Here is a 22749-nt window from a genome sequence, read left to right on the forward strand (position 1 = left end):
CATGGCACAATTTGACCCCAACACACCACCAGCCCTGTTCATGCCGCCCGCCGACATGGCACATGACATTTATGCGCTCAGCGCACAGCTGGAGGGTTTTGATCACAACATGTACCAGGACATTCAACAGGACCAGGCGATGTACGACTCGTTCCAGCGCTGGCCCTTTTTGTTTGGCATTGCCATGGCCTCGCGGTTTAGCGAGGAATAAGAACGTCAATCAAGCTGCGCTGCGCTTTTTCAGATTGGCATTGGCTTCCTTGGCGGCAGCCTCTTCAAGCTCGACCAAACCGTCCTCGAGAAACTGCAGAAGTCGCTGCATCGAGGGCATTGTTCGTCGGCACGCCACCAAACCAAACTCAAGCTTGCCCGCGTAGCTGTTCAACGTAATGTTCAAGGCCTGGCCGTCGAGCAAGAGTGAAACTGGATACACACCATCCACTTCTGCACCGTTGAAATAAAGGGTGTGTTTGGGGCCTGGTACATTGGAAATCACAATGTTGAAAGCCTGCAATTTGGGCGCTAAACCAGTCAGCATATTGAACCCGCTAATGCCCATCATGGTGGCCACATAGTTCATGATTTCAGTTTGATTCATGCTGGCAAACCGTTCCTTGGAATGGTTCACCGAACGCGCAATGGTTTCAATCCGCTCCACGGGGTCTTCCGTGTCAGTGGCCAAATTGGCCAACAACAAGGCCACGTGGTTACCTGTTGCGGTGTCATCTTTTCGAAGCGACACCGGCACCATGGCCACCAAGGGGCGGGCGGGCAGTGCATTTAACTCACCCAGGTAGGCACGCAAAGCGGAGCCGCACATTGCCAGCACCACATCATTCAGGGTCATGTTCAAACCATTCGCACAGTTTTTAATCCGCTCCATGGACCACGATTGCGCTGCCACTCGGCGTGACGCGGTGATGCGGCGGTTCAACACACTGCGTGGCGCTTGAATAACCGACACAAAATCGGGATCGGCCACACTGGTTTGCCACAAAGAACGCCCCACTTCCTTGACCACTTTGGGCAAACTGAACAACTGGGTTTTGGCTGTATCGACAACTTGCCCCAGCAAGGTCACGAGCCCCTCTGAAGCTTCGGAACGCTGCACCGATCCACGCAAATTCGGATTGGCCCACAAGGGCGGAATGTCGAGGATTTCCGGGCTGTCGGCCATGGACCGCTGCAGCATTTTCATACAGGCCACGCCATCAACCAGCGCGTGGTGCACCTTGGTGTACAAGGCCACGCGACCGTCTTCCAGGCCGTCAATGACATACGCTTCCCAAAGCGGTTTGGCACGATCCAATGGCGCGGCATGCAGCTTGGAAGTCAATTCCAGCAACTCGCGAATGCGGCCAGGCTTGGGCAGCGACAAATGAATGAAATGCGCCTCGAGGTCAAACTCATCGTCTTCCACCCAAAACCACATGCCCAAGCGCGACTTCAAGCGCAAACTGAACGGCGCCACCGGTTGGGTGTACGTGCGCATGTCGGCCACCACCTTGTGTACATAATCAATTGTGCTTTGCCCCTTGGGGGGCTTAAGCAATACCAGCCCACCCACATGCATGGGTTGGTTGCGGCGCTCCAGCCACAAGAACAATTGATCATTGGGGGTCAGGGCCTTCATGGGCATGTCTCCGTGTTGTGTTTTTTATTCCCTAATTGTTTGTTACTGCCCCACCTGCGCCGCTGGATGCGGTTTCGCTGCAATTTCAGCGAATTTGACGTTTGGCAAAAGGCAGGGTCGGTTCTTTGCTGTTTTTCACCACGGAAATACGCTGGTTCTTGAAACCCAACACCCGGCGTTGCCAGCGGCGCTCCTGCGTTAAGTGTGCATTTTCATCAATGCCAAAAATTCGCTGAAGCATGAACTTGCTGGCAGCCACGGAATCGGGCGATCGGGTCAGAATTTCCTGCACCAAGGACTGCACCTTCTCTTCTGTGTTTTCAACTGTATGGGTTACCAAACCCAGTTCCTTGGCTTGCAGACCACTAAGAATGCGCCCGGTCATGGTGAGTTCCTTGGCCACGTCTACAGGCAACAGCTCGCGTACCAGTGCGGCACCACCCATGTCTGGCACCAAACCCCACTTGGCTTCAAGAATCGACAATTGTGAATCGGGTGTGCACACCCGAATGTCTGCCCCCATGGCCAGCTGAATGCCGGCACCAAAACAATTGCCATGAATTTGGGCAATCACCGGCACACCCAAGTCGCGCCAGCCCATGCTCCAGGTTTGAAAAATATTGCGCATGGGCAACCACAAATTGGCATACATCACCAAGCCCGTTTTCGGGTTGCTCATCACCGATTTCACATCGAGCCCGGCGCAAAACGATGGGCCTTCCCCTTTCAAGATCACTGCTCGCAGGGTTTTGTGTTTGGCGAGCTGCTGTTGCACCTTGCGTATGTCCTTCAACATGGGCCAATCCACACCGTTGTGTTTCTCGGGGCGATTCAGGGCCACCGTGGCCACGGTGTTGTCGCTGTTGAACTGCAGGTTTACTCTGTCCATGGTACTCTCGGCTGTTTTTTGAAACGTTATTCGGCTCGCTAGCCATCTTAACCTTGAACATTCTCAAACCCAATATGATCTTTAAAGTGTTGGCTCTGCTTTTGGCCCTGTTGGGCTATTACATGAGTCCCTATGGCCCAAGTGCCACGGAAAACAGCAAACCTGACACGGCGAACTCTGGTTCGTATTACTTGGCTCAGGTTACCCGTGTGGCCGACGGCGACACAATCACCGTGCGCAATCAGGACGGTGCCACACACAAGATCCGCATGCATGCAGTGGACGCGCCCGAACTGAATCAAGCTGGCGGTGAACAATCGAAACGCTGGTTAAGCGATCGGTTGATGAATAAAACCGTGAAAATTGTGGTCAACAACACCGATCGCTACAAACGGCAAGTGGCCAAGGTCGTACTTCCTGTTGAGGGTTGTTCGCAACGCCTTTGCGCGGGCGACACCGATATCAACCTGAAAGCCATTGAAGCGGGGCACGCTTGGTGGTATCGGGAGTTTTCCCGCAGTCAAAGCAGCGAAGACCGTGTGCTGTACGAACAGGCCGAGGACCTGGCCCGCAATGCACGCAAAGGCTTGTGGCAACAAACTGCACCGCTTGCCCCTTGGCAGTGGCGTACAGAACAACGCAACCAACGCTAAACAACATGAAAGAAATTTACACCACCACAGTGCCACTTCGCTGGGGCGACATGGATCAGATTGGCCATGTAAACAACACCGTTTATTTTCGTTGTTTCGAACAGGCCCGCGTGGAATGGATCGACCTGTTGCCTGCGGCAATCGACAACAACCCTGCCTATGTGGTGATCGTTCACACCGAATGCAGTTTTTTAAAAGAACTGAAAGCACCCGGCACAGTTGAAATCAAAGTGTTTGCCGGCGAGGTGGGGCGCAGCAGCCTGGTACAGCGCTATGAAATGCGCCGCACCGACGCACCCGATGTACTGGTGGCCACGGGCAGCGCCAAAATGGTGTGGGTCAGCCCCGACACAGGCCGCTCGACACCCATCCCAGACCGGTTCAAAAACACCCTTGTTGTGGGGTAAATCCTGACAATTTTCTAGAATGGGTACTCAGGTTTTGCTATTGTGGACACGAAATTTTATTGTTACATTCATCAATGTCACGGTCAAACGTGGCAACAACAATAAAACAAGTGTAGGAGTCAAACCATGAAGAACATCATGCCCGTACGCCGCGATGTCAAATTGAATTTGCCTGAAGAGAAGGTATCCAATTGGCATGAGCAAGGTCCCCACGTGACCCATTTCATGAATGCGCTGTCGCTGTTTTTCCCGGCGGGCGAGCGCATGTTCATGGATGCGGTACGCAACTACCGCGACGACATCACCGATCCCGAATTGAAAAAGGCTGTGGTGGCTTTCATTGGCCAAGAAGCCATGCACAGCCGCGAGCACGTTGAATACAACGAAATGCTGGACCGTGCTGGCCTGCCTGCTTCCAAACTGGACAGTTTCCTGTGGGGCTTTCTGGCTTTCGTCAAGAAAACCCTGGGCAAGCGCCTGACACTGGCTGGCACCATTGCACTGGAACACTACACCGCATTGATGGCAGACCAGTTGCTGCGCAACCCCGACGTGCTGGGTGAGAAATCCGAACCCGCTTACAAGCAAATGTGGATGTGGCACGCCTACGAAGAAACTGAACACAAGGCAGTGGCTTACGACGTTTGGAACCACGTGTTGCCTGACAACATGCACAACCGGTTCAGCCGCCGCCTTGCCATGGTATTGGCCACGGCATTGTTCTGGCCGCTGGTGGCTTACTTCCACATGCGCCTGGTGTTTGCAGACAAAACCATCCAGGGCGGTCACATCAAAGGCTTCTGGACCGTAACCAAAATGCTGTGGGGCAAAAAAGTCGGCGTGCTGCGCAACCCGGTGGCCAACGGCGAGTTCATGGATTACTTCAAGGCCGACTTTCATCCATGGATGCACGACAACAGCCGATTCCTGACAGAAATCGATAACTTCGTGGCTTCTGTTGAGAGCTCAGGCCGCAAACCAAATACGGAAATTGCCAATGCCATTCGTGCCCGCATGAACAGCCAGCTGAAGGCAAACGCAGCTTAAAAAATTTCGTGACAGAAATCTTGGGCTAATCGGCCGGTGGGAGAAGTGAGCAGCCCACCGGTTTTTTTTCGTCTTGATTTACCTGGCCTGCCGGTAATAGTCACTTTGCTCGTAATGGGCAAATGCATGCAAATACGCCACTTTAAAAATTGCTGCCAGTGGCAAGGCCAAAAACACCCCAACCAAGCCGAATACTGCGCCGAAAAACGCGAGCGCAAAAATAACAGCCAAAGCAGACAAACCAATTTTGTCGCCCACCACCAAGGGCGTGAGCACAAAACCTTCAAGAAACTGCCCAACCACAAACACCATCAGCACCAGAAGAATTGGCAAGAAACCTTGTAACTCCAGCGCCGCTGTGAGCAAACCCACCAACAAGGCCACTGCAAAACCCAAATAAGGCACCACACAAAGGACCCCGGCCAGCATGCCCAAAGCCCAACCACTTTGCAGCCCGACCACGCTCAAACCAATGGAATAAAACGTGCTGAGAAACAGCATCACAATCATCATGCCCTTGATGTACTCGGTCATGACTGAATCGATTTCGCTGAACAGGGGGCGTGCGCGCGTCCACAAATGCGGTGGAAATACTTGCTGAAACTGTTTCGTGATCTGCGTCCAGCCCGGCAAGATGAACAGCGTGGCAATCACGGTCAGCGACACAAACCCGGTAATACCCAACACGGACTGCGAACCTGAACGCAAAACCTTCGTACTGATTTCAGCCAGCGTGCCCCGGTTTTCGCTGATATAAGCGGCAATACGGTCTTTCATCTCCGTGCTGTCCACGGAAATGGTCAAGCCAAACGCCTCATTCAACCAAGGCAATACCGTTCCTTTCACATTGACGATCAACTGCGGCAGGTTGTTTTGAATCAGTTCGAGTTGAGTCAGCACTACAGGGATAAACAACAAACCCACGCTTGAAAAGATCAACAGCAGCGCGAAAAAAGTGAGCACCGCGCACACTGGCAAAGGAATGCGACCGCGCAACTTGCTGTGCACCCATCGACTGGGTGCTGCCAGCAAATACGCCAACACAAACGCAGCCACAAATGGTGCCAGCACTGGCCACAGGTTGATAACCACCGCGAACACCAAAGCGGCGCTTAACAACAAACCCCAGTGCTGCAGGTAAAACTGTTTGGCCAAGGTTGACAGGCTGGCCTGGTCCGCCTGGTTTGGTCCGCCCGCATCGGTGTTCTTGTTTTTGGGTTTTACGACTTCATTCATCGATTCATTGTCCAGCCAATAGAATTAGTACCTTAACGCTTGCCGCGCAAAACCAGATACACCCCACCCAGCGTCATGACCATGGCCACCAACAGTGTTGCAGTTACCGCTTCATCCAGAAACACGACACCCGCCAGTGCAGCAATGACAGGCACACTCAGTTGCACACTGGCAGCCGACGTGGTGGGCAAGGCGGGCAGTACTTTGTACCACACCGCATAACCAATGCCACTGGCCAGCATGCCCGAGGCCAAGGCAAACAAAACGCCCGCCACAGTGGGTGTTGGCAAATACACCGTGTACAGGGCCAAACCCCGCTCCACGGTAACACCTGGAATGTGAACACCCGCTTTGGCAGAAAAATACACGGCGACCCACACCAGCACCATTAGCAAGGTGGCTTTGGAGAAATTACCCGCCGTATCGGCTAGGGGCAATTTGGACCCCTTGCCCACCACCGAGTAAACACCCCAACAGGCGCCCGCCAAAGCCATGCTTGCCGCCGCCAAAATCGATGCCGGTGTTTGCAAATGTGGCCACAACAGCAACACCAAGCCCGCGGCAGCCACCACTGCGCCCAGTGCACGCAGGCCCTTCAAACGATCACCCTGCGTGGCAGCATAAGCAATCATGCTGAGCTGCACACTGCCGAACAAAATCAACGCACCCGTGCCTGTACTCATGTACAAATAGGCCATGGAAAAAAGTACCGCATAACCAAACAGCGCCCACGCACCAGCCCAACTGCCCTGCTGCCTGCCCTTGTTTTGAATGCGCAAACACAACCACAACGTGATTGCACCGCTGATCAGCCGAATGGCAGTAAAGCTGGCCGGGTCAATTTGCCCGGCACCCAAAGCGGCCCGACAAAAGAAGGAATTGGCCGCAAACGCACACATGGCGAAGGCCGTAAAAATTAGTGTGTTGATTTCAATTTTTTTCATTCGTGCAGGCTACTATGTGACAACAATAATTTTCAACTTCCAGAAGCCGGAGACCTCTTCATGCGCATCGAGCTACGCGACCCCCTTACCCTGCCTTGTGGCGCCACTGTTCCCAACCGACTGGTAAAGGCTGCCATGAGCGAAGCCCTGGGTACCCGGGACAACCGCGTAACACCGGAAATTGTACGGGTGTACCAGCGCTGGACCGCAGGTGGCATCGGTTTGAATATAACCGGGAATGTGATGATTGATCGCCGCGCGCGTGCAGAGCCGGGCAACGTTGTCATTGAAGACGACCGCGACATGCCCCTGTTGCAGCAGTGGGCCAAGGCAGGCCAGGCCAATGGCAGCAAAATCTGGGTACAAATCAACCACCCCGGCAAACAATGCCCCAAAGGCATGAACAAGGAAACCGTGTCGCCTTCGGCCGTGCCGTTTCACAAAAGCCTGCAAATGATGTTTGCCACACCGCGCGAGCTCACCGAGACTGAAATTCTAGACCTGATTGCCCGCTGGGGCCGCACCGCCAAGGTGTGCAAAGAAGCCGGTTTTGATGGCGTGCAAATTCACGGCGCACACGGTTACTTGATCAGCCAGTTTTTAAGCCCACTGAGCAACCAGCGCACCGACCAATGGGGCGGCAGCGCTGAAAACCGTCGCCGTTTTGTACTGGCCATTTACGACGAAGTGCGCAAGCAGGTTGGCGCTGATTTTCCGGTCGGCATCAAATTGAACTCGGCTGACTTCCAGAAAGGCGGTTTTTCCGAGGAAGAATCACTGGCTGTGATTCAAGAACTGACCGCACGCGGCATCGACATGATTGAGGTTTCCGGCGGCACCTACGAAGCACCTGCCATGACCGGCGCAAGCGCCAAGCCCAAGAAAGAAAGCACCGTAAAACGCGAAGCGTACTTCATGGACTTCACCGAGAAAGTACGTGCAGTGTGCAAAGTACCCTTGATGCTGACAGGCGGTTTCCGCACCGTGGGCGGCATGAAAGAAGCGCTGAACACCGGCGCGGTCGACTTGATTGGTTTGGCCCGCTCCATTGCCATGGAACCTGACCTGCCCAAGCGCCTGCTGAGCAACAAAGAAGCCCTGCACCCGGTCAAGCCGCTGATTACCGGCGTGAAAGCCGTGGACCGCACAGGATTGCTGGAAATTCAGTGGTACACCCGCCAAATTCACCGCATGGGCAAAGGCAAAAACCCTGTCCCGAACGAGAGTGCCCTGAAAGCCCTGTTTTTCTATATTCTTGACAGCAGTTGGGGCTTGTTCAAAGCCCGCAAACTACGGGCTTGATCAACTCAGGGAGTTTAAGAATGGTGAAATTCAGCTGCATGCTGGTGTTGGTCCTGAGTGCGTTCAATGCGTTCGCCATGGACGACGCAACCGTTCTTGAACAAGGCCGAAAACTGTTTCAAACCGATGCCGACCCCGCTTGCGCCATTTGCCACACCTTGGCCGATGCTGGCACCAAAGGCAAAATTGGCCCGGTGCTGGATGTGCTCAAGCCCAGCGAAGAACGTGTGCTGAATGCGCTGAAAAACGGCAAGGGGGGCATGCCCCCCTTTGTGGATCACCTCACGGTTGATCAAATGAAAATTTTGGCGAAGTATGTTTCCACCGTGACAGGTGGAAACAAGCCTTAAGCAATAAGCAACTCAGTTTTTGTAATCAGGCTGCTCGCGGTCCAGCTTGCGCAACAGGGCAGGCCAGGCAATCTTGCCACCCAAACCACGGGTTACCTGCGCCGCAGCGGCCCGAATGCCGTCCACAATCGGTTGTGCAATTGGAATCAAGGTGGCCCCGCCAGATTGCGCTGCAATTTGAACCTCGCAAGCACGCTGCAAAATAAACATATTCAAAAATGCGTCAGCCACTGTAGAACCACAGGTCAGCAAACCATGGTTGCGCAAAATCAGGTTGTTGGCCTCGCCCAAGTCGGCTTGCAGGCGGGCTTTTTCATCTTCCCGCAGGGCCAGGCCTTCGTAGTCGTGGTAAGCCAGGCCAGCCAGCGGAAACAGCGACTGCTGCGAAATGGGCAACAAGCCTTGTTCCTGAATTGAAACAGCAACGCCAGCCACCGTGTGGGTGTGCATCACACAGTGGGCATCATGCCGAATGGCATGCACGGCACTGTGAATGGTGAAACCAGCCGGGTTCACGTCGTAAGGGCTGTTGTCCACCTTCTCGCAATTCATGTTCACCTTCACCAGGCTGCTGGCGGTAATTTCCTCAAACATGAAGCCATAAGGGTTGATCAAAAAGTGGCCTTCTTCACCGGGTACGCGAGCCGAAATGTGGGTGAACACCAGGTCGTCCCAACGGTGCATGGCCACCAAACGATAGGCTGCAGCCAGATCAACGCGGGCCTGCCATTCTTGCTGGCCAATGTGGGCGGGTGGTGTACTTGAAAGCGGTGCGTTCATATTGGGTCTCCTTTGCTGCTTTTGGAATTGTGTTTTTTAAAAGTGTACCAGCGCACAGGCAAATGCTTGCGAAAGCACTTGAAATTCAAGGCAATCGGGGGCAATCTAACATTACAAAATAAAATTCATACTGTGGGAGACAGTAATACCATGCATGCCAAAGTCAAACAGCTTGTACCCAAAGAATCCCAAGACGACACCTTGCGCTCGGTGCGCGCCAATTACCGGGCCGAATTCATTTCCGCCGGCTACCAAGGCTATTTGCACCTGGCCATGACCATGACCTTGGGCTTGGGTGTAATCGCCTTGTGTATTTATTGGCTTGAATCACCCAGCCTGCTGGAATGGCTCATCATTCCCGCCACTTTCTTATACGCAAACTTTGCTGAATGGGCTGGTCACAAATACGCCATGCACCGGCCGGTGAAAGGCCTGGGCTTTGTGTACAAACGGCACTCGCTGCAACACCACAAGTTTTTCACAGACACCCACATGGAAATTGACAGCAACCAGGACTTCAAAGCCGTGCTGTTTCCAATTGCCATTGTGGGGTTTTTCGTGGTGGCGTTTTTTGTACCCATGGGCTTTTTGCTGGCGTGGCTATTCAACCCCAACGTGGCCTTGTTGCTGGTGGCCACCGGCATGGCCTACTACCTGAATTACGAACTGTTTCATCTGTCTTACCACTTAAAGGAAGACCACTGGGTGCACCGCATTCCGGGCTTCACACACTTTGCCCGCTTGCACACCACGCACCACGATCAGCGAATCATGGCGCACAAGAATTTCAACATCACCTACCCCATCATGGATTGGTTGATGGGCACGTGGGACAGGCGGTAATTCAACGTTCAAGAAGACTGTTCTTTGTGATTCTTACTTGAGAGAAGGCTCATCAAGTGAATGCACCAACTAAGGCGTATTGACCGCCCACCCCCCACTCTGCGGGGGGATCAGCAAGGTCAAACATCAGGATAAGCGCCTGTTTTCCCTCGCTTTTCTACCGCTTCAACCGCAAGACATGTCTTTAGACTGGTTTCATCGCCACCCTTCACGTGCATCGCCATGAAACAACTCAGTCAAAAAGCCCACGCCGCCGCCTTTCATGCGGAATTCTTCGGCAACACCACCCAAAAACGCTTTGTACTGGGCATCAATGAATTTGCCGATGCAGTGGCCGATCGCGCTGATCTTGACGGCTTTATCGACGAGTACACCACCGCCACTGAGTACCGTGGCAAACCGGTGGTAAAACCAAGCCAGGTGCCAGCAGGCAGCATGGTGATTTCCACGGTTACGCAAGCGCGCCCGAAAACAGCCATGAACAAACTGCTGCGCCTCAATGGTGTGGTGTCGATGGATTATTTCGCAGTGGCCGATGCCAGTCACTTCCTGCTGCCGCAAGTGCAGGCCTTGGCCGACACCCAAAAAGAATACGCTGCACACCCAGAGAAATTTGAGTGGGCACGCGACCTGTTCGCCGATCAGGAATCGCGGGAAGTGTTCAACCGGGTGATGGAATTTCGCCTGAATGCCAACCTGCGTGCCATGCGGTTTTTCGACTACACAGCCGACCAGCAATATTTCGAGCCCTTTGTAAAATTTGCACCGGGTGAAGTGTTTGTAGATGGTGGCGGCTTTGACGGATACACCACTGAAGAATTCATCAAGCGTTGCCCCCAATATGGCGGCGTGCACTTTTTCGAACCCGCCGAGCCCACACTGGCTGCGGCCAAGTCCAAGTTGGCCAGCCACCGCAATATTCACTATCACCCCCTTGGCTTGTGGGATGAAAAGCAAACCTTGTCGTTTGACGCAGGTGCTGGTTCAGCCTGCAAAATTTCAGAAACCGGCAGCACACAAATTGAAGTGGATGCACTCGACAACCGAGTGACAGAATCAGTGAGCTTCATCAAGCTTGATCTGGAAGGTGCGGAGCCCAAAGCACTGGAAGGCATGAAGTGGCATATTCAGGAAGACCACCCCAAACTGGCCGTGGCGGTGTACCACGACCCGGCACATTTCTGGCAAGTGCCTGAAATCATTCTCGGTGTACGCAACGACTACAAGGTGTATTTGCGCCACTACACCGAAGGCTGGACAGAGACCGTGATGTTCTTCATCCCGAAATAAGTCTCACCCGCCGTAGGTTTCCAGCAGATACTCCACAATCGCTTTGGATTCGAACATGGCTTTGCCCGTGTTCGGGTCTTCCAGATACGGCACCATCATCTTGTTGGTTTTGGCCATGAACTGCTCACGTTTGCCGCCCTTCACCGGGTTGTATTCGCCCACGGCAGCATGCACACCATTCACGCCCATGTCTGCAAATTGTTCTTTGCCCAAATTGATCAAGTGGTAGGGAATTTCCAGTTCACACAGCACTTCGCGCACTGGCCTGCAAAAAGGCGAGGCTTCGAAACCGTACAAGGTCAGCATTTGCTCAGGCTTTTTTGATGCACGTACCTTGGTACCCGCGCCCAAACCCAGGGCTGAATTGGCCAGGCTTGACACAGCCTGCGGCAGGGCCGCTTTCACGCGCAGGGGCACTGAACGCTTGCCGTAGGTGGTGTACAGGTACTCGATAATATCGGCAGACTCGTACAAATTCGCACCTGTGTTGTCATCCACCAAAAACGGAAACTGGGCCTTGCCTCCCAACTCCAGCACTTCGGATCGAAAGCGTTCACCGCCCTTGGGACAAGGGTAAATGTCCGCGTCCAGTGCCAACTCAGTCAGTGTTTCACGCACCAGGCGGCAATAGGGGCAACTCTCGAACTCATACAATTTCAGCGGTTTTTCTGGTTGAACGGCAGCGGGCTCAGTCACCACCATGCCTTGCCAGCCTCGCAGCGTAGACGCCGCTGTGGCCATGGCCACCTTGAACAAATGATTCATGTTTTCTCTCCCAATCAATGCGCGTCCCTGCTTTCAAGCGCGCTTAAAGCAGCCGCCAGCAAAATCATGGCGCCACCAATTCCAACTTGCGGGGTCAGTACCTCGTTGGTCAATAAAATTGCAGACAAGGTTGCAAACACCACCTCTGACAACATCACCACCGAGGTTACATTGGCTGGTAATCGCGATGCACCGTACTGCAAACCATAGTTGGCCACCAGCAAAGAAACGGTGAAGCCCAACAACACCACACCGCCATATAAACCGGGCGACACCGGCCATTGCACAATCGAATTGCCCTCACCCAACAACACCGCCAGGCCAGCAGCCACTGCCGCAGGCGCTACAACACCGCCTACAAACATGGCAAACAAACGTGCCTGAGCCGTACGCTCAGCCTGGTGGCGCAACAGGATATTGTTCAGTGCGAACGCCGCACCGCCCATCAAACCCAAAGTTTCTGCCAAATTCGATGGCACCGGGAAGCCCAAAGTTCCATTTGGGCTTAACAGCAATACAGCACCCGTAAACGCCAGAGCAACCCGAATCAAAGCCCTGCCAGTGATCGGCTCTTTCAATATCAGCCGCGCCAACAACACCGCCCAGATTGGCATCAGGTAGAACAGCAGCACCACCCGAATTACTTCGCCAATCGACACACCCCAATTAAAACCCACCATGGTGGTGCCAGCGGCCAAAGCCAGCAACCAAAGCGCTTTGTGCTGAACAAACTCACCCAACACCTTGGGCATGAAGCACAACATGGCCACAGCGCCCAACAAGTAGGTTGCAGCCGAGGACCACAACGGGTGCAATCCTTCGCCTTGCAATTCACGCAATGGCCACCAGGAAACGCCCCACACCAAGGCATTCAAAACCAGGGCCAGATACGGCAAAGCCCAAGCCCGGTTCTCAGGCACAGTTCACCACCACGCGCCCCTGCAATTGATTGGCCAACACAAGCCGCGCACTGTCCAAAGCCTGCGCCAGGCGCACTTCCTTGATCATGAAATCCAGATCGTACTCACCCAAAGCTTGCGCCAACATGCTCCAGGCACGGTCACGCTCAGCGTGGGTGCGGTATACACAGTTAATGCCGCGCAAGGTAATACCCCGCAAAATGAAGGGGGCTACACTGCCCTGAAAATCCATGCCCTGCGCCAAACCACACGCGGCCACTACACCACCGTACCTGGTTTGGGCGCATGCATTGACCAAAGTGTGGCTGCCCACGCTATCCACAACGGCGGCAAATTGTTCTTTTTGCAAAGGTTTCCCGGGGCGGGACATGGATTCACGGTGAATCAAGTGGGTAGAACCCAACTGCAAACGTTCAAAATGCTTGGCCGCCGATTCAGACACAGGCTCACCCATGGCATCGATTGAACCCGTCAAGCCCACCACCTCGTAGCCCAAGTGCTGAAGCAGCAGGCAAGCCACGGTGCCTACACCGCCACTTACCCCGGTCACCAGCACTGGACCGTCTTCAGGTTTCAGGGGGTGATCCTGCAAGGCCATCACGCACAGGGCAGCGGTATAGCCCGCCGTACCCAAAGCGGCGGCCCACCGTGCACTGCGGCCCTCCGGAATCGGAGAAATCCACTGTGCGGGCACGCTGGCCCGTTCAGCCAAGCCACCCCAATGCGTTTCACCCAAACCCCAATCGTTCACCTGGCACACCGTGCCCACTGGCCATAGGTCCGAATTCGATTCAATCACCTCGCCCACCGCATCAATGCCATGCACCATGGGGTACTTGCGCGCAATGGGGGCAGTGTGGGTCAAAGCCAAAGCGTCCTTGTAATTCAGGCAGCTGTAATGCAACTTCAGCACCACATCCTGCCCTGCGAATTCAGACTCATCCAAAGTTTCCAGCTCAGCCTGCGTTTGGTCGGCTGCCCGGGAAATCCATGCCCTGATCATTTCATCTCCTTATTCTGGGTGAGGCAATGATCGCACAAACCAGCGATCAAATTTGCGTGCTGCGCCAGCCTTGCATACACTTCAGCTTTGCCTTAGAAGAACAATCACATCGTGCGCAAACCCACCGCCAAAAGCCTCATTCTCGACCTGTTGCTGGCATCCAAAGGTCGCCCTCTTTCAGCCAAGCAGGCCATTGCCGCTTGCAGCATTTTCGACATCAGCGTAAACAACACGCGTGTGGCCTTGGTTCGACTCTCCGCTGAAGGCCTGATCGAGTCGGCTGGACGCGCCCTGTATCAGCTGACCGACGATGCACACACACTGGCCGACGACGTTGCCGCCTGGCGCACCCGCAGCACCCGGGTTCGCCCCTGGGACGGCAGCTACATTGTTGTTCAGGCAGACAAACTGTCCCGAAACGAAGCCAAACAGCAACGCGCCCGTGCCCGAGCCTTGTTGATGTTGGGCTTTCAGCCCCTGAACGAGCACCTGTTCATTCGACCCAACAACATTGAAGACACCCTGCAAGCTGTGCGCAATCGGCTTTACAAACTGGGCTTGGAAAAAGAAGCCCCAGTGTTCGAGGCCCGGGATTTTGACAACGACCTTCAACGCCGGATTGCGACCCTTTGGAACCCGCGCGAGCTGGAGTCCAACTATGCTCAACTTGAAAAGAAAATGCGCACCTGGCTAGACCGGTGCAGCGCACTGGAACCTGAAGTGGCCGCCCGCGAATCGTTTTTGCTGGGTGGCACTGCGATCAAGCATGTGGTGTACGATCCCTTCTTGCCCGCAGAGTGGGTGAATGTTCAGGCACGGGAGCGATTTTTAAGCGCCGTGGACGAGGTGGACCAGGCGGGCATGCGGATTTGGGGCGGGCTTTGGGCGAGCATGGAAGGATGATTTTTAGCGGCAGATTTGTTTAGCTCAGTCAGCCGGGGTTCTTGCGGGCTTTTCATCAGGTTTATTTAGCCCAATCAGCTTGGGCTGTGAACCCTGCGGTGAGCTGCGCTGTGGTGGAGATTCGCGAGCGCCGGTTCAAGCCAACTCGGCAGTGGGATTGCTTGGGACGCACTTCAAGAAAACCGCCCCGTTTGAGTTTAATCGCAGCGTTCGGCCTCCAGCCGACACCGAGACTCGGCCCGCCCTTTTGCCGAGCTCGGTGAGCAAGAATGAATTCAAAAAGGGATTCAGCGGTTTTCAGTGCGGAACGGGCAACCCACGCTGAGGGGGCAAGAAACCCAAACAGTGAGCCTTCAAGTTCCGATCAGAAATCAGTATTTAGAGTAAACCCTCATCCGAAACGCCCCAGTCTGCGTATAAACTTCGACCATTCCAACATTGCACTGCAGCAACCGTGAAAAAACTATTCAAAACCGCCCTGAAAATCAACGAGTTGGCCGTCAACACCGCGACCAATGCGGCGGACTGGTTTTTTCGCAAGGAAATCCTGATTCAATCGGGCAAAACCGAATATGAAGTCATCGCCGAACACCTGCCAATGCGGGTGCGTTATTACGCGCCTGCCGAGAACTCGCCAAGCGCCAGCCTGGCTGACGGTGAAATCGAAGCCCCCAAGAATCGCCAACACGCGGTGCCACTGGTGTTGGTGCCACCACTGGGCGTAACCACAGAAACATTCGACCTGATGCCCGACCGCAGCCTGGTGAAAGCCATGGTTGAAGCGGGCTTTCGGGTGTATTTGATTGACTGGGGCAAACCTGAGCGCAAAGACGGCCATCTCGGCTTATTCGACTACAGCCATGACATGATGGGTCAAGCCCTTCACGCCGTGCGCGAGCACAGCAACTCCAAACAGATTTCCCTGTTCGGCTGGTGCATGGGCGGCTTGCTGTGTTTGTTGTACGCCGGTTACGGGCACGACAAACACATTCGCAACCTGGTCACCGTGGCCAGTCCGATAGATTTGCGCGACGGCAAAAACATCATGGCAGTGGCCTCCAACACCCTGAACGTCACCGCCCGCTTTGTCCGCAAGTACAGCGAGTTCCGTCTGGACCGAATCAACCCCGCCCTGTTCAGCCCACCCGGCTGGATGGTCAGCCTGGGTTTCAAGCTCACCGCGCCTGTGGCCAGCATCACCACGTATTGGGACCTGCTGACCCGGCTGAATGATCGCGAGTTTGTTGAACAACACACCACCACCGCCGATTACCTCAACAACATGACGCTATACCCCGGCGGTGTGCTTCGCGATTTCATGGTTCGCTTTGCAGTGGACAACAAACTGGCCCAAGGCAAAGTCAAAATTGGTGAAAAAATCTCTGATCTAGGCAATATCAACGCCAATATGCTGGTATTTGCCGGTGAAACTGATCACCTGGTTCCAGGCAGCATGGCCAAGAAAAGCCTGATGCTGGTGTCCTCAAAAGACAAATCGTTTCTGTTGGCCCCGGGTGGCCACATGGGTGTCATTTTGGGCAGTCAAGCCCAAGAACACGTGTGGAAGAAAGCTGCTGACTGGCTACAGGGTCATTCTCAGCCAGAAACCCCCACGCCTAAATCACGCAAAGAAAGCCCCCCTCGCGCCGCCTGATTCAGCGCAATTTTTTGTGCGCTGTCACAAAAGTTTCATCAAATAATTCCATATTTCCATTATTATCGAATTATGGACGAACAAAATATTATTAAAGCGCTTGCCGCACTTTCACACGTATCTCGATTGCGTGTATTTCGCACGCTCGTGGTCACAGGCCCTGAAGGGCTCACGCCTGGCCAGCTGTGCGAAAAACTGGACATTCCCGCTGCCACCATGTCCTTTCACTTGAAAGAACTCAGCAACGCGGGCTTGGTTCAACCCATTCGCGACGGGCGCAATCTGATTTACAGCGCCCAATTTGATCACATGAACGGCGTGATTGCTTACCTGACCGAAAACTGCTGTGAAGGTCGGAACTGCGCCACCAACATCCACCCTGCCCACAATGAGGCTCACCATGAGTGACAAAACATTCAACGTGCTGTTTATCTGTACCGGCAACTCGGCCCGATCCATTTTGGCCGAGACCATCCTGAATCAACTGGGCCGTGGCCAGTTCAAAGCCTATTCTGCAGGCAGCTTCCCGGCTGGCCGCGTGAACCCTTACACCCTTGAAATTTTGCAACGGTGGGAAATGGACACCAGCACGCTACGCAGCAAAAGCTGGGACGAGTTCGCTGCGCCTGGCGCACCAAAAATGGACTTCGTATTCACCGTGTGCGACCAAGCCGCAGGTGAGGTTTGCCCCGTGTGGCCCGGTCAACCCATTCTGGCGCACTGGGGTGCCCCCGACCCGGCCAAAGCCGAAGGCAGCCACGAGCACATCATTCAGGAATTCCGCAATGTCGGCCTGTTGCTGCGCAAGCGAATTGAGCTAATGCTTGCCCTGCCCATTGCAAAACTCGAAAAACTGGCCATTCAACACGAAGTCGAACAAATAGGAAAAATCTCTTCATGAGCACCAACGTACTCATTCTTTGCACCCACAACTCTGCACGCAGCGTATTGTCGGAAGGCATGCTGAATCATCTTGCCCGGCAATACGGCAAAGACATCAAAGCCTTCAGCGCAGGCAGTGCACCCAGTGGCCGCGTGAATCCTTACGCGCTTCAGGCGCTTGCCAATGTGGGCATTGACACCAGCCAATACACCAGCAAAAGCTGGGACGTGTTCACCGAACCCGGTGCACCAAAAATCGACATCGTAATTACCGTGTGCGACAGTGCGGCCGCCGAGCAATGCCCATACTGGCCCGGTAGCCCGGTAAAAACCCACTGGGGCTACCCCGACCCCTCCAATGAAACAGAAGAAAACAAGCCCCGCGCATTCGAGCTGACCCGCCAAGCCATTGCATTCAAAATGATGCAGCTGATTCAGCTGCCGCTGAGCACCATGAACCCAGCGGAATTGAATACCGCCCTGGCTGCCATTTCACGGAGTTAAAACAACCATGTATTCCTTGCAAAAACGTTTGGGTGCCGAGTTTCTGGGCACCCTGTTGCTGTTGGCCATTGTGATTGGTTCTGGCGTCATGGCCGAGAACCTGTCAGAAGGCAACAACGGCATTGCCCTGATCGCCAACACCCTGGCCACCGTGTTTGGCCTTTATATTTTGATCGAGGTGTTTGGTCCCATCAGTGGTGCCCATTTCAACCCGGTCGTCACGCTCGGCATGGTGCTTCTAAAACGCCAACCCGGTGCCGAACTGCTGCCCTATGTTGTGGTTCAACTGGCAGGCGCATTTCTGGGTGCCATACTGGTTCACCAAATGTTCGACATGGAGCTGTTTCAGTTCTCTGAAAAGGCCCGCACAGGTTGGGGCATCTGGACCGGAGAAATTGTAGCCACGGCGGGTCTGCTGCTGGTGATTCTAATGGCCAAGGCCGAACGGGTTTCAGGCATGGTGGCCTGTTACATTGGTGCGGCTTACTGGTTTACTTCCAGCACCTCGTTCGCCAACCCGGCCGCCGCATTTGGTCGCCAGTTCTCCAACAGTTTTGCGGGCATTGCGCCAGCCGATGTCCCCGCTTACGTGATTTTTGAAGTGGTGGGCGGTTTGCTGGCACTTGTGTTGTACAAGGCCTTCAGTGCAAACAGCGAAGTCACTACTTCCCAGGCACCCAACCCGGCGGCTTGATCAAGCACAGCATCCGATTTTTGAAGTCTCGGGTGCTGGCTTTATTTTCTCTGAAACCACATCCAAAAAAAGAAAAGGGTCCCGAAGGACCCTTTTCCGATCAACCTGGGTTGATTTTTACTTCAGTGCAATCGCCTTGCCGTTGTCCGACTTTACAGACTTCCAAGCGTTTTCGATCAGCTTGACTGTTGCATCTGGCAGTGGAACATAGTCCAGGTCAGAGCTCAACTTGTCGCCCTTGGCATAAGCCCAGTTGAAGAACTTCAACACTTCAGAAGCCTTGGCAGCGTCAGCCTGTTGTGTGTGAAACAGGATAAACGTAGCACCGGTGATGGGCCATGCGGCTTTACCTGGTTGCAATGTCAGAATTTCGTAGAAGCTGTTGGACCAATCGGCACCTGCAGCAGCCGCCTTGAAAGTCTCTTCATCAGGCTGAACAAATTCACCTTCCTTGTTGTTCAACTGTGTGTGCGTCAGCTTGTTTTGTTTCGCGTAAGCATACTCAACGTAACCAATTGAACCGGGCACGCGTTGTACGAAAGCAGACACGCCCTCGTTACCCTTGCCACCCAAACCGACTGGCCACTTCACTGCGGTGCCTTCGCCAACAGTGCTCTTCCAGTCTGCGCTGACCTTGCTCAGGTAGTTGGTAAAAATAAAGGTTGTACCGGAACCGTCAGCACGACGAATCACGCTGATGTCCTGCGCTGGCAACTTCACGCCTGGGTTCAGGTCTGCAATTGCCTTGTCATTCCACTTGGTAATCTTGTTCAGGTAAATGTTGGCCAGTACTTCACCGGACAACTTCATTTGGCCTGGGGCGATGCCTTGCAGATTCACCACGGGCACAACGCCACCGATCACGGTTGGAAACTGCATCAAACCTTTTTCTTTCAGGTCTTCTGGCTTCAAAGGCATGTCAGAGGCACCGAAATCGACTGTTTTTGCAGAAATCTGCTTGATACCACCACCGGAACCGATGGACTGGTAATTCACCTTGTGGCCAGTTTCTTTGTTATAAGCATCGGCCCACTTGGCGTAAACAGGAGCGGGGAAGGAAGCGCCAGCACCAGTAATTTCAGCGGCGTTCACAGAAGTCATACTCAGGGCCAGGGCGCCTGCGGAAATCGCTGTAGCGATTGTTTTGATGTTGAACATTTTTCACCTCACTTATTAAAGTGCCTCAATCATGCCGCAGCAATGTTTCAGAATAATGACAAATATAAGGCAATAACATAAATGTCAAAAAACCACACCGGGCGACCCAAATGTGGTTTTTCAGCAAACAAGTCAAGTACTTGTAGGCCGCGTTAACCGAATCGACCCGTAATGTAGTTCTCAGTTTCCTGCTTTTTGGGTTTCAGGAAAATTTGATCAGTTACGCCAAATTCAATCAACTCACCCAAATACATATAGGCGGTGTAATCCGACACACGCGCAGCTTGCTGCATGTTGTGGGTCACAATCACCACGGTGTAGTCCTCTTTTAATTCAGTGATCAGCTCTTCAATGCTCGCCGTTGAAATAGGGTCAAGCGCCGAACAAGGCTCGTCGAGCAACAGAATTTCGGGCTTGATCGCAATGCCACGTGCAATACACAGGCGTTGCTGCTGACCACCCGACAAGCCATTGCCACTTTGGTGCAGCTTGTCTTTCACTTCTTTCCACAAGGCGGCTTTGGTCAGCGCCCATTCCACGCGCTCTTCCATTTCGCCTTTGGACAACTTCTCGAACAGCCGCACACCGAAGGCAATGTTTTCGTAAATGGACATCGGGAACGGTGTTGGCTTCTGAAACACCATGCCGATCTTCGAGCGAATCAAAGCGATGTCTTTCTTGCTGGTGATCAGGTCTTCACCGTCCATCAGGATTTGGCCTTCTGCACGCTGCTCAGGGTACAGTGCGTACATTTTGTTGAACACGCGCAACAAAGTGGACTTGCCACAACCTGAAGGTCCAATAAATGCGGTGACCTTCTTCTCGGGAATGCTCAAGTTGACCGATTTCAAGGCCTGAAATGAACCGTAATAAAAATTCAGGTTCTTCACTTCAAGTTTGATCTTTTCTTCAACGTCAATCGTGGACATATTCTTGGCCTTTAAAGGTCAGTTATTTCGAGTTCTTCAGTAGCGAACGCGCGATGATATTCAACACCAGCACGCCAGCAGTAATCAGGAATACACCAGCCCATGCCAGTTCCTGCCACTCTTTGAAAGGGCTGAGCGCAAAGTTGAAAATCATCACTGGCAAGTTCGCCATGGGTTTCATCATGTCGGTGTTCCAGAACTGGTTCGACAAGGCTGTAAACAACAAGGGCGCAGTTTCACCGGCAATTCGAGCCACCGACAGCAAAATGCCGGTCATGATGCCCGCATAGCTGGCCTTTACAGTAATGGCCATGACCATTTTCCACTTGGGTGTACCCAAGGCAAAGGCCGCTTCGCGCAGGGCATCTGGCACCAGTCGCAGCATGTTCTCGGTGGTGCGAATCACAATTGGAATCTGGATCAATGCCAGTGCCACAACGCCTGCCCAGGCGGAGAAGTGCCCCATGATGCGAACCATGACCGCATATACAAACAAACCAATCACGATAGAAGGCGCGGACAGCAGAATATCGTTGATGAAACGGACAGAGCTGGCCAGCTTGTTGTCTTTGCGGGACTCGGCCAAGTGAATACCCGCCAAGATACCCAAGGGCGTGCCAAACAAAGTGGCAAAGCCCACCATCAAAAGGGTGCCAGTAATGGCATTGGCCAAACCACCGCCTTCTACACCCGGGGGTGGCGTCATTTCAGTGAACAAGTCCCAAGACAAACCATTAATGCCCAAGGTCACTGTGGTGTACAAAATCCAGATCAACCAAAACAGGCCAAAAGCCATGGCCGCCAGCGACAGTGTCAAGGCGAAAGAGTTGATCCGTTTGCGCTTGGCCTGCATTTTCACGCGCATTTTTTCATCCGTGGCAACAGTAGTCACCGAGGAGTCTTTGGACGTCACAGTGGGATCAGAATGAATGCTGCTCATGCTTTATCTCCCGTTGCTCGATAGTTTGGCCAAAAGCAGCTTGGAGGCGACCAGCACAAAGAAGGTGATGACAAACAGAACCAAGCCCAGCTCCATCAAGGCAGATGTATGCAAACCTGGGCCAGCCTCGGCAAACTCGTTGGCCAAGGCGGAAGTGATACTGTTGCCGGGCGAGAACAGGGAAATGTCATTGAGATAATTGGTGTTACCAATCACGAACGTCACCGCCATGGTTTCACCCAAGGCACGGCCAAGGCCCAACATAACTCCACCAATCACACCCACCTTGGTGTGCGGCAATACAATTTTCCACACCACTTCCCAAGTGGTACATCCCATGCCGTAACCCGCTTCTTTCAGCATCACAGGGGTTACTTCAAACACATCGCGCATTACTGCGGCAATGTAAGGAATGATCATGATGGCCAGCACCACACCGGCTGTCAGCAAACCAATGCCGATGGGAGGCCCGGAAAACAATGCACCGATCACAGGCACCTGACCAATGGTGGCATTCATTGGGCCTTGCACGTACTTGGCAAAAATTGGCGCAAAAACCAGCAAGCCCCACATGCCGTAAACAATGGATGGCACCGCGGCCAGCAACTCAATGGCCGTGCCCAGTGGGCGGCGCAACCAGGGAGGAGAAAGCTCAGTAAGAAACAATGCAATACCAAAGCTGATTGGAACGGCAATCACCAATGCAATCAGCGAAGTGACCAAGGTGCCGTAGATCGGGACCAATGCGCCGTATTCATCAACGGGAGGATCCCAGTTGGCGGTAAACAGAAAATCAAAGCCAAACGCAGTGATTGTGGGCCACGAGGCCACAATCAACGAGGCAATGATGCCACCGAGCATCAGCAAAGTGAAAACAGAAGCTCCGCTGGTTAACAGGCCAAATATGGCGTCGCCCCGCTTGGTTGGGGCCTTGATCGTCGAAGTATCAGACATATTGGTAAGTAATTAATCCAGCAGAAAGTTTCACGCAGACCTGCAAGGGTATCCAAGAATTATGACAAA

At 53.7% G+C, this 22749-nt stretch carries 26 protein-coding genes; 14 read left to right on the forward strand and 12 right to left on the reverse strand.

The genetic code is table 11. The features are described from left to right. The first annotated feature begins 1 nt into the window (after nucleotide 1). Nucleotides 2-211, forward strand: a complete 210-nt coding sequence (bcsR, locus tag FRIGORI9N_RS07030; RefSeq protein WP_159569089.1) for a BcsR/BcsP family cellulose biosynthesis protein — start codon at nucleotides 2-4, stop codon at nucleotides 209-211. A gap of 9 nt (nucleotides 212-220) precedes the next feature. Here bcsR and FRIGORI9N_RS07035 read toward each other — a convergent pair whose 3' ends face one another. Continuing rightward, on the reverse strand, nucleotides 221-1633 hold the full coding sequence (locus FRIGORI9N_RS07035; RefSeq protein ID WP_159569090.1) for a wax ester/triacylglycerol synthase family O-acyltransferase: 1413 nt from the start codon (nucleotides 1631-1633) through the stop codon (nucleotides 221-223). A gap of 85 nt (nucleotides 1634-1718) precedes the next feature. Next, on the reverse strand, nucleotides 1719-2522 hold the full coding sequence (locus tag FRIGORI9N_RS07040) for a crotonase/enoyl-CoA hydratase family protein (protein ID WP_159569091.1): 804 nt from the start codon (nucleotides 2520-2522) through the stop codon (nucleotides 1719-1721). Nucleotides 2523-2608: 86 nt separating this feature from the next. Between FRIGORI9N_RS07040 and FRIGORI9N_RS07045 the strand changes: the two genes are divergently transcribed. The 3 genes from FRIGORI9N_RS07045 (at nucleotide 2609) to FRIGORI9N_RS07055 (ending at nucleotide 4629) form a co-directional block, all read left to right on the forward strand. Then, the gene (locus FRIGORI9N_RS07045) at nucleotides 2609-3175 is read left to right on the forward strand and encodes a thermonuclease family protein (RefSeq protein WP_236550818.1); all 567 of its coding nucleotides are present in this window, start codon (nucleotides 2609-2611) and stop codon (nucleotides 3173-3175) included. Between the two features lie 5 nt (nucleotides 3176-3180). Further along, the gene (locus FRIGORI9N_RS07050) at nucleotides 3181-3582 is read left to right on the forward strand and encodes a thioesterase family protein (RefSeq protein ID WP_159569093.1); all 402 of its coding nucleotides are present in this window, start codon (nucleotides 3181-3183) and stop codon (nucleotides 3580-3582) included. Between the two features lie 126 nt (nucleotides 3583-3708). Continuing rightward, a complete protein-coding gene (locus FRIGORI9N_RS07055; protein WP_159569094.1) occupies nucleotides 3709-4629 on the forward strand; it encodes a metal-dependent hydrolase in 921 nt (306 codons plus the stop codon). 78 nt (nucleotides 4630-4707) lie between these two features. On the opposite strand, the gene FRIGORI9N_RS07060 is transcribed toward FRIGORI9N_RS07055, so the two are convergent. Then, entirely contained in the window at nucleotides 4708-5865 is a 1158-nt protein-coding gene (locus FRIGORI9N_RS07060; protein WP_159569095.1) for an AI-2E family transporter, read from the reverse strand. A gap of 32 nt (nucleotides 5866-5897) precedes the next feature. After that, complete coding sequence (locus FRIGORI9N_RS07065; protein WP_201301423.1) at nucleotides 5898-6809, reverse strand: DMT family transporter; 912 nt, start codon at nucleotides 6807-6809, stop codon at nucleotides 5898-5900. Between the two features lie 60 nt (nucleotides 6810-6869). On the opposite strand from FRIGORI9N_RS07065, the gene FRIGORI9N_RS07070 reads away from it, so the two are divergent. After that, nucleotides 6870-8111: an NADH:flavin oxidoreductase/NADH oxidase family protein gene (locus tag FRIGORI9N_RS07070; protein ID WP_159569096.1), complete on the forward strand. Its 1242-nt coding sequence runs from the start codon at nucleotides 6870-6872 to the stop codon at nucleotides 8109-8111. 20 nt (nucleotides 8112-8131) lie between these two features. After that, entirely contained in the window at nucleotides 8132-8461 is a 330-nt protein-coding gene (locus FRIGORI9N_RS07075; protein ID WP_201301424.1) for a cytochrome c, read from the forward strand. Between the two features lie 12 nt (nucleotides 8462-8473). Here FRIGORI9N_RS07075 and FRIGORI9N_RS07080 read toward each other — a convergent pair whose 3' ends face one another. Next, on the reverse strand, nucleotides 8474-9241 hold the full coding sequence (locus tag FRIGORI9N_RS07080; protein WP_159569097.1) for a class II aldolase/adducin family protein: 768 nt from the start codon (nucleotides 9239-9241) through the stop codon (nucleotides 8474-8476). Between the two features lie 150 nt (nucleotides 9242-9391). Between FRIGORI9N_RS07080 and FRIGORI9N_RS07085 the strand changes: the two genes are divergently transcribed. Further along, the gene (locus FRIGORI9N_RS07085) at nucleotides 9392-10084 is read left to right on the forward strand and encodes a fatty acid hydroxylase family protein (protein WP_159569098.1); all 693 of its coding nucleotides are present in this window, start codon (nucleotides 9392-9394) and stop codon (nucleotides 10082-10084) included. A 222-nt stretch (nucleotides 10085-10306) separates the two neighbouring features. Beyond that, nucleotides 10307-11374 (forward strand): FkbM family methyltransferase, encoded by a 1068-nt coding sequence (locus tag FRIGORI9N_RS07090; RefSeq protein ID WP_159569099.1) that lies wholly within the window; start codon nucleotides 10307-10309, stop codon nucleotides 11372-11374. Between the two features lie 3 nt (nucleotides 11375-11377). On the opposite strand, the gene FRIGORI9N_RS07095 is transcribed toward FRIGORI9N_RS07090, so the two are convergent. From FRIGORI9N_RS07095 to FRIGORI9N_RS07105, 3 genes are read right to left on the reverse strand one after another with little or no spacing between them, the layout of a single operon-like run. Next, nucleotides 11378-12139: a glutathione S-transferase N-terminal domain-containing protein gene (locus FRIGORI9N_RS07095; protein WP_159569100.1), complete on the reverse strand. Its 762-nt coding sequence runs from the start codon at nucleotides 12137-12139 to the stop codon at nucleotides 11378-11380. Between the two features lie 14 nt (nucleotides 12140-12153). Further along, a complete protein-coding gene (locus FRIGORI9N_RS07100; protein WP_159569101.1) occupies nucleotides 12154-13059 on the reverse strand; it encodes a DMT family transporter in 906 nt (301 codons plus the stop codon). After that, nucleotides 13052-14062, reverse strand: coding sequence for an MDR family oxidoreductase (locus FRIGORI9N_RS07105; RefSeq protein WP_159569102.1), 1011 nt, complete (start codon nucleotides 14060-14062; stop codon nucleotides 13052-13054). Before FRIGORI9N_RS07105 ends, FRIGORI9N_RS07100 begins: the two co-directional genes overlap by 8 nt. A 111-nt stretch (nucleotides 14063-14173) precedes the next feature. Between FRIGORI9N_RS07105 and FRIGORI9N_RS07110 the strand changes: the two genes are divergently transcribed. From FRIGORI9N_RS07110 to FRIGORI9N_RS07135, 6 genes are all read left to right on the forward strand, one after another. After that, complete coding sequence (locus FRIGORI9N_RS07110) at nucleotides 14174-14965, forward strand: PaaX family transcriptional regulator C-terminal domain-containing protein (protein ID WP_159569103.1); 792 nt, start codon at nucleotides 14174-14176, stop codon at nucleotides 14963-14965. Between the two features lie 454 nt (nucleotides 14966-15419). Further along, nucleotides 15420-16619, forward strand: a complete 1200-nt coding sequence (locus tag FRIGORI9N_RS07115) for an alpha/beta fold hydrolase (RefSeq protein ID WP_159569104.1) — start codon at nucleotides 15420-15422, stop codon at nucleotides 16617-16619. Between the two features lie 72 nt (nucleotides 16620-16691). Beyond that, nucleotides 16692-17027, forward strand: a complete 336-nt coding sequence (locus FRIGORI9N_RS07120) for a helix-turn-helix transcriptional regulator (protein WP_159569105.1) — start codon at nucleotides 16692-16694, stop codon at nucleotides 17025-17027. After that, on the forward strand, nucleotides 17020-17520 hold the full coding sequence (locus tag FRIGORI9N_RS07125; RefSeq protein ID WP_159569106.1) for an arsenate reductase ArsC: 501 nt from the start codon (nucleotides 17020-17022) through the stop codon (nucleotides 17518-17520). The genes FRIGORI9N_RS07120 and FRIGORI9N_RS07125 overlap by 8 nt, the downstream gene beginning before the upstream one ends. Continuing rightward, nucleotides 17517-18005, forward strand: coding sequence for an arsenate reductase ArsC (locus FRIGORI9N_RS07130; RefSeq protein WP_159569107.1), 489 nt, complete (start codon nucleotides 17517-17519; stop codon nucleotides 18003-18005). Before FRIGORI9N_RS07125 ends, FRIGORI9N_RS07130 begins: the two co-directional genes overlap by 4 nt. A gap of 7 nt (nucleotides 18006-18012) precedes the next feature. Continuing rightward, a complete protein-coding gene (locus tag FRIGORI9N_RS07135) occupies nucleotides 18013-18699 on the forward strand; it encodes an MIP/aquaporin family protein (protein ID WP_159569108.1) in 687 nt (228 codons plus the stop codon). Between the two features lie 117 nt (nucleotides 18700-18816). Here the strand turns inward: FRIGORI9N_RS07135 and pstS are convergent, their stop codons facing one another. From pstS to pstC, 4 genes are all read right to left on the reverse strand, one after another. Next, on the reverse strand, nucleotides 18817-19857 hold the full coding sequence (pstS, locus tag FRIGORI9N_RS07140) for a phosphate ABC transporter substrate-binding protein PstS (RefSeq protein WP_256366105.1): 1041 nt from the start codon (nucleotides 19855-19857) through the stop codon (nucleotides 18817-18819). 152 nt (nucleotides 19858-20009) lie between these two features. Continuing rightward, complete coding sequence (gene pstB / locus FRIGORI9N_RS07145) at nucleotides 20010-20786, reverse strand: phosphate ABC transporter ATP-binding protein PstB (protein ID WP_159569109.1); 777 nt, start codon at nucleotides 20784-20786, stop codon at nucleotides 20010-20012. A 22-nt stretch (nucleotides 20787-20808) separates the two neighbouring features. After that, nucleotides 20809-21726 (reverse strand): phosphate ABC transporter permease PstA, encoded by a 918-nt coding sequence (pstA, locus tag FRIGORI9N_RS07150; protein ID WP_159569110.1) that lies wholly within the window; start codon nucleotides 21724-21726, stop codon nucleotides 20809-20811. Between the two features lie 3 nt (nucleotides 21727-21729). Beyond that, nucleotides 21730-22680: a phosphate ABC transporter permease PstC gene (gene pstC, locus FRIGORI9N_RS07155; protein WP_159569111.1), complete on the reverse strand. Its 951-nt coding sequence runs from the start codon at nucleotides 22678-22680 to the stop codon at nucleotides 21730-21732. Nucleotides 22681-22749 lie beyond the last annotated feature (69 nt).

Source organism: Limnobacter sp. 130 (assembly GCF_902506325.1).
In the GTDB taxonomy this organism is placed as follows: Bacteria; Pseudomonadota; Gammaproteobacteria; order Burkholderiales; family Burkholderiaceae_B; genus Limnobacter.